12 protein-coding genes are annotated in these 14,036 nt (G+C 56.0%); 8 read left to right on the top strand and 4 right to left on the bottom strand.

All coding sequences use genetic code 11. From position 1 onward, the window contains the following. The 3 genes from LCM4577_RS23975 to wecB are packed head-to-tail and all read left to right on the top strand — an operon-like array spanning position 1 to position 3,018. Entirely contained in the window at positions 1–870 is an 870-nt protein-coding gene (locus tag LCM4577_RS23975) for an SDR family oxidoreductase (protein WP_071073799.1), read from the top strand. A gap of 20 nt (positions 871–890) precedes the next feature. Then, positions 891–1,901: a polysaccharide biosynthesis protein gene (locus LCM4577_RS23970; protein WP_071073797.1), complete on the top strand. Its 1,011-nt coding sequence runs from the start codon at positions 891–893 to the stop codon at positions 1,899–1,901. Beyond that, positions 1,894–3,018 (top strand): non-hydrolyzing UDP-N-acetylglucosamine 2-epimerase, encoded by a 1,125-nt coding sequence (wecB, locus tag LCM4577_RS23965; protein WP_274535010.1) that lies wholly within the window; start codon positions 1,894–1,896, stop codon positions 3,016–3,018. The genes LCM4577_RS23970 and wecB overlap by 8 nt, the downstream gene beginning before the upstream one ends. Before the next feature lie 62 nt (positions 3,019–3,080). Here the strand turns inward: wecB and LCM4577_RS23960 are convergent, their stop codons facing one another. Continuing rightward, positions 3,081–4,679: a hypothetical protein gene (locus tag LCM4577_RS23960; RefSeq protein ID WP_131803512.1), complete on the bottom strand. Its 1,599-nt coding sequence runs from the start codon at positions 4,677–4,679 to the stop codon at positions 3,081–3,083. 192 nt (positions 4,680–4,871) lie between these two features. On the opposite strand from LCM4577_RS23960, the gene LCM4577_RS23955 reads away from it, so the two are divergent. The 3 genes from LCM4577_RS23955 to LCM4577_RS23945 are packed head-to-tail and all read left to right on the top strand — an operon-like array spanning position 4,872 to position 7,922. Beyond that, the gene (locus tag LCM4577_RS23955; protein ID WP_083354830.1) at positions 4,872–5,822 is read left to right on the top strand and encodes an NAD(P)-dependent oxidoreductase; all 951 of its coding nucleotides are present in this window, start codon (positions 4,872–4,874) and stop codon (positions 5,820–5,822) included. After that, positions 5,819–6,946: a glycosyltransferase family 4 protein gene (locus LCM4577_RS23950; RefSeq protein WP_071073791.1), complete on the top strand. Its 1,128-nt coding sequence runs from the start codon at positions 5,819–5,821 to the stop codon at positions 6,944–6,946. The genes LCM4577_RS23955 and LCM4577_RS23950 overlap by 4 nt, the downstream gene beginning before the upstream one ends. Before the next feature lie 22 nt (positions 6,947–6,968). Next, positions 6,969–7,922, top strand: a complete 954-nt coding sequence (locus LCM4577_RS23945; protein ID WP_131803511.1) for a glycosyltransferase — start codon at positions 6,969–6,971, stop codon at positions 7,920–7,922. 12 nt (positions 7,923–7,934) lie between these two features. Here the strand turns inward: LCM4577_RS23945 and LCM4577_RS23940 are convergent, their stop codons facing one another. Beyond that, positions 7,935–8,450, bottom strand: coding sequence for a heme-degrading domain-containing protein (locus tag LCM4577_RS23940; RefSeq protein ID WP_071073788.1), 516 nt, complete (start codon positions 8,448–8,450; stop codon positions 7,935–7,937). Between the two features lie 448 nt (positions 8,451–8,898). On the opposite strand from LCM4577_RS23940, the gene LCM4577_RS23935 reads away from it, so the two are divergent. Beyond that, positions 8,899–10,245, top strand: a complete 1,347-nt coding sequence (locus LCM4577_RS23935) for a lipopolysaccharide biosynthesis protein (RefSeq protein ID WP_071073786.1) — start codon at positions 8,899–8,901, stop codon at positions 10,243–10,245. Positions 10,246–10,504: 259 nt separating this feature from the next. On the opposite strand, the gene LCM4577_RS23930 is transcribed toward LCM4577_RS23935, so the two are convergent. Beyond that, a complete protein-coding gene (locus tag LCM4577_RS23930) occupies positions 10,505–11,416 on the bottom strand; it encodes an acyltransferase (protein WP_083354828.1) in 912 nt (303 codons plus the stop codon). A gap of 546 nt (positions 11,417–11,962) precedes the next feature. On the opposite strand from LCM4577_RS23930, the gene LCM4577_RS23925 reads away from it, so the two are divergent. After that, positions 11,963–12,406 carry a MucR family transcriptional regulator gene (locus LCM4577_RS23925; protein ID WP_071073782.1) on the top strand — a complete coding sequence of 148 codons (444 nt, stop codon included), beginning with the start codon at positions 11,963–11,965 and terminating at the stop codon, positions 12,404–12,406. A 904-nt stretch (positions 12,407–13,310) separates the two neighbouring features. Here the strand turns inward: LCM4577_RS23925 and LCM4577_RS23920 are convergent. Continuing rightward, positions 13,311–13,907 carry a hypothetical protein gene (locus tag LCM4577_RS23920; protein ID WP_071073780.1) on the bottom strand — a complete coding sequence of 199 codons (597 nt, stop codon included), beginning with the start codon at positions 13,905–13,907 and terminating at the stop codon, positions 13,311–13,313. Between the last annotated feature and the right edge of the window lie 129 nt (positions 13,908–14,036).

Raw genomic sequence — 14,036 nt, 5'->3', positions numbered from 1 at the left:
ATGAACCGAAATCCTTCAAGGGTGCTGGTGCTTGGCGCGTCAGGGATGCTGGGAAATGCAGTGTTTAGGTTGTACTCAAGCAGTCCTGACTACGTGGTATATGGCTCAACTCGCACGGGCTCGCATCACGGCCTCTTTCCAGAAAGCATCAGAGGAAACCTGGTTGAGTTAGCCAACGCCGAAAACCATGATGCACTGGTTGCACTCGTCTCCGAGGTTCGTCCTGACGTCGTTGTAAATTGCATAGGCTTGGTCAAGCAGCTTGCCTCTGCTAATGACCCTTTGGCAGCAATCCCTATCAATTCGATATTTCCTCATCGGGTGGCGCGTCTCTGCAACCTCGCAGGAGCTCGGCTAGTTCACATAAGTACGGACTGTGTCTTCGACGGAGCCGACGGAAATTACACGGAGAGTTCGCGCCCTAACGCGTACGATCTCTATGGAAGAAGCAAGCTGCTTGGAGAGGTAGACTACGACAATGCGGTCACGCTGCGGACATCGATCATCGGTCGCGAATTGAATAGCGCGCACAGCCTGATCGACTGGTTTTTGGCACAAGAGGGGAGTGTCAAAGGCTTTACACGAGCGATCTTCTCCGGCCTACCGACGCTTGAACTAGCTCGGGTCATCCGTGATTTTGTTCTGCCAAATCCTGGGCTCAGAGGCCTCTACCATGTGTCCGCGGAAGCGATCAGCAAGCACGATCTCCTTCAACTCGTGGCAGAAATCTACGGCAAGCGCATTCGGATCGAGCGCGATAACCAGTTGTCTATCGATCGTTCCCTCGACTCGTCCCGCTTCCGCCAAGCCACCGGCTACGATCCGCCTGCATGGCCTGCACTCATTCGCGCGATGCGCGATTTCGGCTAATCCATTTCGAGACCAGATGAATGTTTTCTAACAAGACGCTGCTCATAACCGGAGGCACTGGTTCGTTCGGGAACGCAGTTCTTTCAAGGTTTCTAGCGAGTGATTTCGCAGAGATCCGCATCTTCAGCCGAGACGAGAAAAAGCAGGAGGACATGCGCCTGGCGCTCAGGGATGATCGCCTCAAGTTCTACATTGGGGATGTCCGCGACTACCACGCCGTAGATGATGCAGTGCGCGGCGCAGACTACATTTTTCATGCCGCAGCGCTGAAGCAAGTGCCCTCCTGCGAATTCTACCCGATGGAAGCGATAAAAACGAATGTCCTCGGGGCCGAAAACGTACTGCGCGCAGCGGTCAGTCACGGCGTTCAAAGGTGTGTCGTTCTGAGCACCGACAAGGCGGTCTATCCGGTCAATGCCATGGGTATGTCCAAGGCTCTGATGGAAAAGGTGATGATTGCCAAGTCCCGATTGAGCGATTCCGTGAGGACGGTGATCTGTGCTACCCGCTATGGAAACGTCATGGCGTCTCGTGGGTCAGTTATCCCCCTATTCTTGGATCAGCTTATACGCGGACAACCACTCACGGTCACCGATCCAAATATGACTCGGTTCCTGATGTCTCTCAGCGAGTCCGTGGACTTGGTTCTCTATGCCTTCGAACATGCCCGCACAGGGGACATCTTCGTTCAAAAGGCGCCGGCGTCTRCCGTCGGGATTTTAGCAAATGCGATGCGAGAACTCCTCGGACGCGACAATCCAATTAAGATCATCGGCACGCGACATGGCGAAAAGCTGTTTGAGTCGTTGGTGTCGCGCGAGGAGATGGTTCGTGCCGAGGATCTTGGAAATTACTACCGAATTCCGGCTGATTCACGCGATCTTAATTACGACAAATATTTCGTTGAGGGCGAGCAGGAAGTCTCAAGACTAGAAGACTACACCTCGCACAACACTTATCGCTTGGATATCGACCAGGTGAAGACACTTCTGAGCCGGCTCGACATCATAAAGGACGCCATCCGTGCTTAGAGTGATGACAATCGTTGGGACGCGGCCGGAGATCATAAGACTGTCGCGAGTCATCGCTAAGTTCGACGCGATTTTCGAACATACGTTAGTGCACACGGGGCAAAACTACGACTACGAACTGAATGACGTATTTTTTTCCGAGCTCGGTCTTCGATCTCCCGATCTCTTTCTCAATGCAGCTGGCAAATCAGCCGCGGAAACGATAGGTCAGGTGATCATTGCCGCTGACGAAGCGTTGATTAAACACAATCCAGATGCGTTGCTCATCCTCGGTGACACGAATAGCTGCCTTGCGGCGATCGCTGCGAAAAGACGGAAAGTTCCTATATTCCACATGGAGGCGGGGAACCGGTGTTATGATTTCCGGGTTCCCGAAGAGATCAATCGCCGGATTGTCGATCACATCTCCGATATCAACCTGCCCTATAGCCAGATTGCCCGCGACTACCTGTTACGGGAAGGGCTTCCACCTGACCAGATAATCGTCACCGGAAGCCCGATGCGTGAGGTCCTGGAGCACTACAGTGCGGCGATCGACGGCTCGGACGTGCTCGGCCGCCTTGGGCTTACCTCCGGGAAATTTTTCGTCGTCAGCGCACATCGCGAAGAGAACGTTGACGAGCCCGACCGGCTGGTAAGGCTACTTGAGATTATAAACGGGATTGCAGATCGATACGACGAACCTGTCATCGTGTCGACACACCCGCGAACACGGAAGCGCCTTGATGCGCTCGGGGGAGATCGAAACCCAAAGGCCAGGTTCGAAAAGCCCTTCGGCTTCCCCGACTACGTGAAGCTTCAGAGTTCTGCGCGTGCTGTGCTATCGGATAGCGGGACGATTACGGAGGAGAGCGCAATTCTCAATTTCGCGGCTCTGAATCTACGAGAAGTGCATGAACGTCCGGAGGGGTTCGAAGAGGCTTCAGTAATGATGGTGGGGCTGGATCTCGAGCGCGTTTTTGATGGGCTTCAGATTCTCGAAACCCAACCGCGAGGGGCGGACCGGCTACTGGGTCTGCCAACCGATTACCAACCGGTTAACGTCTCTGAGAAGGTGATGCGGATTGTCCTAAGCTATACCGGCTTTGTAAATAGACGAGTTTGGAAGACAGGATGACGACGCGACCGGTCATTCTACGCCGGTCTAAGTGATGCAGCGCACCCCTTGATGTCTCAAACTTACTTCGCTGATGTCAGGCGGTTTATAGTCCACCATACGACGCCAACGAACATGACCGACAGGAGGAGTTCGATGGCATAGATCAGTAACGTCCACGGGAACCCCATCTGGACCGTTAGGTACGCCAACGATACGCCTGTTACAGCTGCGGTGGCCAGATTTCGAGTCAGGCGAGCAGCCAGCCATTCGATCGAATGACCCGCCAGCGCTAGGCCAAACATAAAGGCCGCCACAATCAGCGACGATCCCGACAAGCTCGCCACACCGATAGGGCCAGGGAGTGTGAGAAACGTGTAGAACTTCACGGCCCCGTATCGATCACCCGACATTTTTTGGTAGATTGCTTGAGAGCCTGCGGCGGGATCCTCGGAGATGACTTTCATGAACAAGGCACTGCCGAGTTGATCGGGATTTGCGGCTGCTGTCATAACACCCTCCAGCCCGACCCACCGCATAACTGCTAGATTCCGGAGTTGGTGGAACAAGCCCTGAAGGGCAAAGCGGTCGCGTGTGACGGCCTCCACCTTATTTGCCAATGATGTCGTTTGGGATGCTGGCGATTTCGCAACTGCTTTGGTGGCGGCAGCCTTTGGCGAGTTAACCTCTGGTGTGTGCACCGATGGGTTTGTCACGCTTGGCGCCATCTGTTCCGCAGGCTCCATCGGTTTCTGGACCGCGAGAGAGTCTGGTACCGCGCTCGTCGGAGCTGTGGGGGCGCTCTGCGCAAAATCGAACGTGCGCTCGAAACTGACAACTGCCAGCGACCCTGCGAAAAATAACGCGGCCAGACACATGGCGAGGGTAACCGCGATCCAGTCTCGGACTTGTCGACGCCGCAAGACGATGACTGCTACTGCGGCCAGGACATAGAGAAGAAGCTGTATTCGGCTACCCATCGACACCGAGGCAAGCAACCCAAGAAAAGTAGCCGTCACAACTAAGGCAGCATATGGCCATCTCCGGAGTTCGATGAGCCAGAGGACTGCAGTTAGTCCTCCTAAGAGCGCGCCCCAGGTAATTACGAAGGCGGCAACCGAGTAGATCCGCGGGTCGATCGCTATGCCCAGAGGGAAACCAATTCGGAGGATATGGAACGAGTAGTTGGCCCAATACACTGCTGCCGAGACAATCAGGACCGTGACGAAGGCAACAATTACGCAATTCGTGAGACGCGCGTTCCCGGAAGCGGCCGACGTATTTGAAAACGAAGGAAAGAGCGCCGCCAAAAGGTTTGCCAAACATACGCCGGACAATCCGCTCGCAGCAAAGGTCAGGGCTTGATCCCACTGCGACGTGAAAGTGCTAACTGGCTCAATTAGCTGCACGTCAAATACGAAGTTCGCAAATGCCTTGGCTATGAAGCCAACGAAGAGGAATGAAGACAGTAGGAAAATGAAAAACGAGGAGGGGAATACCAGAGAGACCACCAGGGCGGCGCAACCAGACACGTAGAACCACACGATGATAAACGGCGAGGAACTGGGGTCACTCACCAGAAGCAATGGATGCACAGCAAGGGCGACAACCGCTCCTGCCGCAAGGACGAAACTAACGAGCGAGGAAGACTGAGATTTTGGCGGGGAGTCGGTCATGAGCATGTCTATAACCCGAACCAACCTCCGGCCCAAGCGAGACTTCCTATTTCCAATTAGGTGTGTAGGTTTGTCACGGCCTTCGTTGCACATGGCGTCGGCGTCGTGCTAATTACCGAATGCGAATTGGCTTGGTTCGCCGTGAGCGCAAGCAGTCACGCGATGCCACCCGCATAGCAATCCCGAAGAAGCATATTCATGACAGAAGAACTATTCGAACACGAGCCGCGCATAGTCGTGCTCGGAGGGACTGGTTTTGTCGGCGAAGCTTTTGCTGCTTTCTGGGTCAACTCGGCTACTCATCCCGGGCAATATCTTTTGCATAGATCTCGGCCACATTGGCTACACTCCAGCGGTATGGAACATGCCGACATTGACCTCAACGATGCAGCTCAGATGTTAAACGTTCTTCGTGGCCATGACGTTTTGGTTAGCCTCCTGCGCCCTGACGGCACTGGGTGGTATCGTGATGCGATGGAGCGCCTCAAACCGATTTTTCAGCAGTCCGGAATTTCCCGTTGCATTCACGCGAGCAGCATTGACGTTTATGCCGGTGTCAAACACCCCGTCGTTGATGAAGATACGCCGCCGCAGCCAATCTCGCCTTATGAGACCGAACATATCGCGGTGGAATCGGTAATTAGGGAGTCGTTTCCCGAAGCCATTGTGCTGCGGTTGGGCGCCGTCTTCGGCCGCGGCGGCCGCAATCTGGTCAGCCTCGCTCAGGAGATGAGTCGGGCGCAGCAATGGAAAATCGCGCTTCGCCGCTCGCTCTACGGCGCAAGACGAATGCACCTTGTCAGTGTCGAAACTGTCGCCCGGACACTCGTTCAGCTATCGCTCGAGAGGTCGCGCCTTGGCTCTCAGGTGGTGCTTGTCACCGATGATCATGACCCAAATAACAATTTTGCATTTGTCCAGGATCGTCTTGCTGCCGCCTTTGGCCGAAGCCTGCCTGTCGGTCCAACAGCGCCGAGATCGATGCTGAGGCTGCTTCTGCGTTTGCGAGGAATTCCAGATGGAAGCATCGATCGACGTTTTTCGAACACAAGAGCTTCTGAACTCGGGTTGCCTTCCGACACATTCGCGGAGCGACTCGAAGCGTATGCCGAGCATTTAGCCGACGAACTCAGCCGCTACGCCGTATGAAAATCCTTCTCACCACGATATCGCTCGACTCCCGGAAAGGCGGGGGCACCGCAGAACGAACGCGTCGTCTCTCGACCCACCTCACAGCAAAGGGACATCAATGCGAGGTCGCGACAATGCAGGATGGTGATCTGGCGGAAAAGCTTCATCAAGGCGGCATCCCGGTTTACGCGACCGGCTCGGTACGGTTACGGTTTACGGTGCCTTTCATCAACCCTGTCCGCCTTGCGCAAAGCGTTCGCAGAGCGGATGCGCTGCACATTCTTGGCTACTGGAACCTGCTTTCGGTAGTCACGGCTTTCCTGGCATCGCGGCTGGGCAAACCTTACGCATTTTCCGCAGCGGGGGAGTTCGTGGGGCTTGAGCGCCCACGGCCCATCGCTCGCCTTTTCCACGCCCTGTTCGGTCAGCGGATGATCCGAGATGCCAGCTTATTAATAGCGGTCACTCAGCTTGAGCGAAGGCAAATCCTTGATCGGTTTCAGATTCCAGAAGATCGCGTCATCGTCGTGCCCAATGGCGTCGAGGAGTATGTTGAAGCCGTCTCGGGGGATCAGCATTCTCAACTGGCTGCGCCCTACGTCCTATTCGTCGGGCGCCTCGCTGAAGTGAAAGGCCCTGATCTGCTTGTCCAAGCTTTCGCGGATGTGGCCCAAGAATATCCTGAAGTCCGATTGGTAATGGCAGGCCCGGATTTTGGAATGCGCGCCATGCTGGAGGCATTGGTGAAAGAAAAGCAACTCGAGGACCGCGTAGTCTTTACCGGCCATCTATCAGAAAAGGATCGAACTGACGCTTATAGCCGAGCCCTGTTGCTTGCCGTCCCATCACGCGCCGAGGCGATGTCGCTTGTAGCCCTAGAGGCCGGAGTTGCCGGGACTCCAGTTTTGTTGACGAACCAATGTGGGTTTGACGAGGTGGAGCGCGTTGGTGGCGGTCTCGTTGTGCCGGCGACCGTTGTCGGGCTGCGCGATGGTCTTCGGACAATGCTGTCCGAACTTGGCGCGCTACGGCCCAAGGGGCGAATCCTCCAATCCTACGTTCGCGAAAAGTTTACATGGCCCTCGATTGTCGATGGCTTAGTTTCACAGCTTGAAGCAACAGTGAAGAAACGCGCGGAATAGATCCGGTCAAAACAGCGATCTTTTGAACCACCAAGAAACCAGCAAAAAGCAATCTCTCAAAATGATTCAGCTTGAAAATCCAGGTAGGACGCCGCGTGTGTCCTTGGTCGTCCCGGCTTACAACGCGACCGATTATATTGGCGAAACCATCGAAAGTCTGTTGGATCAAGACTACCCGGACCTGGAAATCACCGTGATTGACGACGGATCTACAGATGACACCAGCGCTGTGGTGAGCGGCTTCGGCGCCAAAGTAAAGTTGCTTCGTCAAGCCAACGCCGGACAGAGCGCAGCGATGACCAAAGGATGGGCGCTGAGCTCAGGAGAAGTGCTGGGTTATGTCAGCGCAGATGATCGCCTCCGCCCCGCCGCGGTTCGGAGGTGTGTCGAAGAACTGATTGCCCGCCCCGACGTCGTTCTGGTTTACCCCGATTTTGATATCATAGACGAACGGTCCGTTCTCCGATCGACGCTTCGACCGCCAGACTATTCACGCCGGGCGCTATACGCGCAGCTTCATTGCTTGCCCGGCCCCGGCGCCCTCTTCCGGCGCGCTGCCTATGTCAAGGCCGGAAGTTGGCGTTCGGACCTTCGTCAAATACCCGATCTAGATTTCTTCCTTCGAATGGGATTGGAGGGGAGCTTCTACCATCTGCCGGAGGTGCTCGCCGAATTTCGAATGCACGGTGCATCGACGACTTATCGAGCTGTTCCATTCGAGAGAGGTGAAGAGCCACAGCTTATGGTGGACGGGTTCTTCCAGCGGAGCGACTTGCCCGATGATATCCGAAGATGGGAGCGCGAGACTAGGGCTAACGCAAATCTGCTCTCTGCAGCTATTCACGGACGGTCAGGTCGAACAAGGGTCGCTTTGCGCCGACTCAGCGCAGCCGCCCTACACCCGCCGACACTGGCATCATTGAAGGCCCTGAAGCACATCCTTCTAATTGCAGGGCTGTCCGGTGGCCTGAAATAAACTCGAACTCGGTTAAGCATCTAACGCCAGCGACCTTTCGTCTTTGCCAAGATGGGTACAGAGGGCGGCCACAACTGTTTCGTGGTCGGCTCGCTCGCTGAGCCCTGAGACAACAAGAGCGCCGATCACACCTGCTGCCTTGATGCGAATGGGAAATGCACCCCCGGCTAACACGTAATCGCCCGGATTCAGCCCGTATCCCGGCGGGAACGTCCTATCCTCGCGCCGCTGCTCGAGGGCCAGGCGATAACTGCTCTTATGAAACATCCGCACGCTGTTTAACTTGCGCCTAGCCCATTCCGCGGTAATGGCAGACGAGCCGGGAAGTGCAGCATGGAACAATTGGCGATCCCAAAGCCGGATGTCGACCACGACTGCCCGTCTTCCGACAAGGCCGTTAGTACGGATGGAGCCTCCAATCTCGAATGCGGTCGTTTCGTCGAAATGCTCAAAAATGAGCGCTGACTCCTGCTCAGCGATTTTCTTGATGTCGGCGGCCCTTGATGCGTCTGCCCCACTCGTCTCCAACCTTCATGCCTCCAACGGTTGATTCTTTCCTCAACTGGCAAGTCGCGGTTCAGCACCCTCTCGGCTCAAATCACGTGCCCATTGCGAACAACAGGCCAAAACACATAAGCCTGCAACCTTTTTCAAACTAGCGCGGTCGAGGTCCGATTGCGGTTCAGCCACGATCAATCGGTTCGCGGCCGAACTCGCCCATGGTAGAGACTCTGACCGACCTCCATGTTACCTATGAGGACTGGTCGATGGGTCAGGGCTAGCTCGCTCACTGGAGTTCCTCAATTTGCGCAAAGTTTCGCTCCAGACAGAATGGGCAAGGTTTTTCATCGGATGATCGCTCGTCCGAACACTGCTGCATCGGCAATCCAGCGCGATGTGTGTGGCGTTGCTTGTCGCTTCGGGCATTCGTCCCGAATCGTGGAAAGCCCTTTGGCTGCGTTGTGAGCGCTGGACAATGACCGAATTCTCTGGCGTGCTCAGGAGAGCAAAGCTGCCTTCCATGCTGAAAGCCAGCGGTGCGGCGGCCGCCGGCCGAATGGCAATACTCGCCGCCGGCTTAGGCAGCTCGCTTCTTCTCCCGCTCGCCTTGCCGCCGGACAAGGTTGGACTCTACTTTATTGCCCAGGTCCTCACGTCTGGATTCGCGATTCTGGCGATGATGGGTCTGACGTTCACGGCGCCGGCACTCGTATCTGCTGCTGCAGCCCAAGGCGATTTCGGCCGAGCGCGTGACGTTATTATGAGAATCCAGGCGATTGTAGGCGTTTGTGGGCTCGGTATCGCGTGCGCATTTTGGTTCGCAGACCGGTGGCTTCCGTTGGGAGAACACGCAAGTGTGTGGCGCGGTGTCTTGGCGATAGTTGCATTGCAGATCCCTTGCGCTGCACTCGGGGCGGTCCAAGTCGAACTGCTTAGGGCAATTCACGCGATCAGGAGTTCGGCCTTTCTTATGGCCTTTCCAAGCACCGTCGTTGCCCTATTTCTTGCGTTTGCGCTGACAACTCGGTTTCAACCAACGCTGGATCAGGTGCTCCTTTGCAGTCTCGCTGGGTATGCGATTGCCGCTGGCGTGGGAGCCTTCAGCATTTCCTCCTCGTGTCGGCGTTGGAGCCAACAGGCTTGCGAACCAATTGGTGCGGCAGCGATCGTCCGACGGACGCTTCCCAATCTAGCGACTACGCTCGTGCTGTTCGGGCTTTCCCAGGTGGACATGATCCTGTTGACGCTATTCAGCAGTTTGCAAGAGATCGCGCAATACGGCATCGCCCTGCGAATTTCGACAGTATTGATAATGCCTCTGAGCATTGCCAATTCGGCCTTTGCGCCCTCAGCGGTTCACCTCTGGACACTCGACGATCGGGCAGAACTCCAAAAGGCGCTTCGGCTCCTGGTTTCGGTGGCCACCTTGCTCACCTTTCTAATGTATGCCGGCCTCGCAACTGTCGGCTACACGCTGGTCTACCTTTGGAACCCGCACTATGAAAACTCTCTTTGGATTGCTCTAATTTTGGGGGCCGGCCAGCTTGGACATGTACTGGGTGGCTCTTCGGGAATTTTGTTGATGGTGCTTGGGGACGAAAAGTTCGCCTTCCGGCTCACTCTCTTAACTGGAACAGCAACTGTCGCTCTATGTAGCCTTGGAATTCTGGTTGGCGGGCCCTTTTGGCTGGCCTCTGCCGCTGCCGTATGCAACGTGCTCCAAGTCTATCTATTTGCGAAGCGGGCAAAAGATCGATTCCGGCTAGACGCTACGATCTGTGCGCTCTGGCGAACAGAACCTGTGCCGCATTCGAGCATCTGAACTGTGTGGCTTCTTCACCGCCGGCCTTCATCGTCGGACGGCAGTTTACCAAAACGATGAGCGCCGGGTTCGTCTCCAAGTTGGCTTAAGGCCGCCATGAGAACGATCAATATGCCAGCCGCAATAAGAACGCCCAGTATGACCCAGAACATCTCCAAACCCCGGAGAACGTTACCGGGCCTTTAACCAACTTACAAGCCAAAGGATTTCAACGGGCGCGCCTCTCAGGGCGATTGCGAGCGTCCAAGTGCTGGATTGGTTAGGCAGGGTGCGTTTCAGGCGCTACCCTAGCAATGTCTGCAGGCGTGGCCATTAACTTCGGCCTTGTCGACCATGGGCGTTCGACAAATCGGTAGGTGGCGGCCGCTAGGATGATCGTGGCCAGAGCAATGACAATTCCCATGCCCAACCGTGCCTCGACCGAAGCCAAGGCCGGGGAGCTGTAGATCAGACGGACACTCGGATACAGTACCAAGTACTGAACTAAATAGATGCTGTAACTAATGATACCGAGCTTCTGAAGCGGCGCCCAGCTAAGCCATCTAGGTCTGCCAAATATCACGGCAAAGAACACAACTGTGGCCAAAACCAGCTTCACCGACGTCCAAAACCCAGGAAGCCAGATAATGAGAAACACCGAGGGCAAAGCAAGTGCGAGGCAAACTGCTCCAAGCCACCAAGGCTGCCGGTGCCTCAGCATAGCGGCGACTACGCCGGGCAGAAAGAACGGCCAGATGACCTGCTCGCTGTTGGAGTAAAAATCGCGGATGAGAAAAGCTGACACGACCAGTGCCATACACATCCGCGCCAGATTGCCACAGCGCCACAAAAAAAGCGCTGGGATTAGGAACGCATAGAAGGCCCACTCGTAACTAAGCGTCCATGCTATCCCGATCAGGGAAAGCATGTTGATCCCTCTAAACCACAATTGATCGGATTTCCAGAAGCCAAAAGTCAGCACACCAAGCGCTTCCTGAAGCGCCTGCCTGAGCGGTGCTACCGTATGCCATGAATAACTGAGGGCAATGGCTAGCGCGGCCATAACAACGAAAAGGTAGAGCGGCAAAATACGGCGCGCCCTGTTCACGTAGAATGCAGACACATCGAGACGCCAATTAATGGCCTTGTCGGCAAAAAGATAACCCGTGAGAGCGAAAAAACAGTTGAACAGCTAAGATGCCAAGGTGATCCCCTATGATGGGACTAGTGTAGCCGAGGAACGCGCACATGTACTGATTTAGGTGACATGCGACTACCGCTACAGCGGCCGCGCCCCGCATCCCGTCGAGAACCCCGTCGCGTCCGACTGAGCGATCTTGACCGACAATCCATGAGGCCACTGGTGTGGCAGCGACCGCAACAAAATAAGCTGCTGCAATCACTCCGATCTGTACGAGAATAGCGTTCATTTCGCCCCAATGCCCTTCCGCCTCGGAGCGAGCAGCCCTGCACTGCTTTCTTGTCAAGTCAACGCTGGGTCGCGGATAATTCACAGGCGGGAAACAATCGCAGCCCTCGGGCAACTGTATCACCGCGCAGGTTCGCAGGCGGCCGCTGCTTTCTACTAGAGAGCGCCGGCGCCCGTCGCTTGATCAGTCAACGAGGGTTGGGCGATCGGTGGAACGCTGTCGGCGATGGTGGTTGATGGTCTGGGTGGAAATTCTCCGAAAACCCGCTAAGACACTTCAGCTATTTGTGGCCACGCCGGAGATACTGCATGTCAGAAGCGATTGAGAATAACCGAAGCCAGTTGATCGAGCTCACTGCGGACATCGTGTCTGCCTACGTCAGCAAAAACGCGGTGCCGGTTGCGTCTCTCCCTGAACTGATCGAAAGCGTGAATTCGTCGCTTTCAAAGATCGGAGGATCGAGCGCGCCAGCGACGCTGGCTCTGACGCCCGCCGTCAATCCGAAGCGCTCGGTGTTCCCCGACTACATCATCTGTCTCGAGGATGGGAAGAAGTTCAAATCGCTGAAGCGCCATCTTGGCGTGCACTACGGTCTGACGGCCGACGAGTACCGCGAAAAGTGGGGTTTGGCTCGCGATTATCCGATGGTGGCGCCGAACTACGCAGCCCAGCGGTCGGCGCTGGCGAAGGCGAGCGGATTGGGCCGGAAGGTTGCGGCTAAACCGGCGAAGAAGGCGACGCGGAAGGGCTAGCCTTGCCGTGCAGGCGGGTCTCGGTCAGCGTTGCTAGCCATGGATTTGCGGTTGCGCCTAAAAGTGCTGGTGAACCTGGGCGGCGCGCAGACGATCTCAGTCCAGGCGAGATGGCGCCGGGCGAAGTGGAGAATATCTTCGCGGCGCACAAATACCTGATGGCGACCTGAATGCCGCGCAATTAGGAAAACTCATCCCCCGACACTCTACGCTTAACCTTCGTGCCACGTGGGCGATTCGGTACCTTGCCCGCAGCGCAATAAAAGCCAGAATCGGATAAAACGCAAAGATTATCAGCCCGACCGCTATCTCCTCAGCGGTTTCAACTACGGAAGAAGCCAGCCCGCTCCCATAGCGCCGTTGTCTCGTCGGCGGATCACTCAACGCGTGCCCCCACGCAAATAATAATACAAGCTATCCGACATCGGGCTTTTATTCAACTCGTCTAATGGAGGGAAATGTATCCCTCCTTGCGGACTGGCTCACGCGGCTGTTTTACGTCGGCTTTGTCCGCCAGCGGCACCTTCGGAGTCATCGGCCCTTCGGCAGTGACGGTGACCGGGCCGCTCCGGCGCGCCAATTCTATTCGTCGCCCCAGATCACCCGTTTCTCCCATCGGATTTGCACGAGTCACCTATCGGTTCGTGTTGCTCTCCGGCGGATTCCATCCACTCTCGGCTGCCGCACTGGCGGCAGCGGAACCTTCTCCCGGGGACGTCGGTCATGGACATAATGGACGGCAGGGGCGCTACCTCATCTCGTCGATTTCCTACTTTATGGGCGGAGAAAGCCACTGATCGAAAAGACGGTCTTCCTTAGCGGTCTTGGTGCTCGTCAAAGGAAAGGCTATCCCGATCGCCACGGGCGCGAGGGATCATGGCCCTGAACTGCTCGCGGAGAAGCTCTAAGCTTCGAAAAAACCGCCCCATCTGGTCGATGAGAAATACGCCGCCATATCATCGAAATTTTCCAGGGCCTCAGCACGGCTCCAAGTGCGTTGCCGCTGGAATGGACTTTTTGTCTCGGCAAGCGGAAGACCCAAGAAGTCTAAGACGCGCGGCAAGCTGCTGCTGATCTGCTCATAGGTCACGTGCAACGCTTGCATGCCGGCCACGGCTGCAGCGGTTGCCGCGTTCTCCTCCTCCCACTGGATGAAGCGCTCCTGTGCTTCGAGGGGGTCCGCGGCAAAGCTTCGTGTTTTGAATTCGCCTAGGTCAGACCGCCAAGCGTTGTTGATCTGAGCCAAGCGCATGGAGATAAACTGATCTAGAAGGTTTTCGCGTGTGACCAAGACGACCTTGTAGTCGTATTCTTTGAGCGCCGGGATGATGCCCGGGTGTTCCTGCATCGAATAGAGCGGCAGCTTAAAGCCAACCGCCCGGCCTCTCAGTCGGTGGACATGGATCTCGAGATATCTGGCCACATTTGACTCGCCGCTGTGAACGAACGGCTGCGGCTCGCCTGCGGATTCCGACGCGAAGCCGGCCGCTATTCCGATCAAAGACCGGCCACCGTTCCGATTTGAAGCCGGCCAGCATTCCGATCAAAGACCGGCCAGTTTTCGGCACTGAAGATTACCTCCTGGGTCAGCAACTTTGGCATCAAGTGCCCCGCGGTAAACGGGGAGATT

Origin of the sequence: Mesorhizobium sp. LCM 4577 (assembly GCF_001854795.2) — a bacterium.
In the GTDB taxonomy this organism is placed as follows: domain Bacteria; phylum Pseudomonadota; class Alphaproteobacteria; order Rhizobiales; family Rhizobiaceae; genus Mesorhizobium; species Mesorhizobium plurifarium.
The sequence above is the reverse complement of the archived record's forward strand: the minus strand, read 5'-3'. Positions and strand labels throughout refer to the sequence as shown.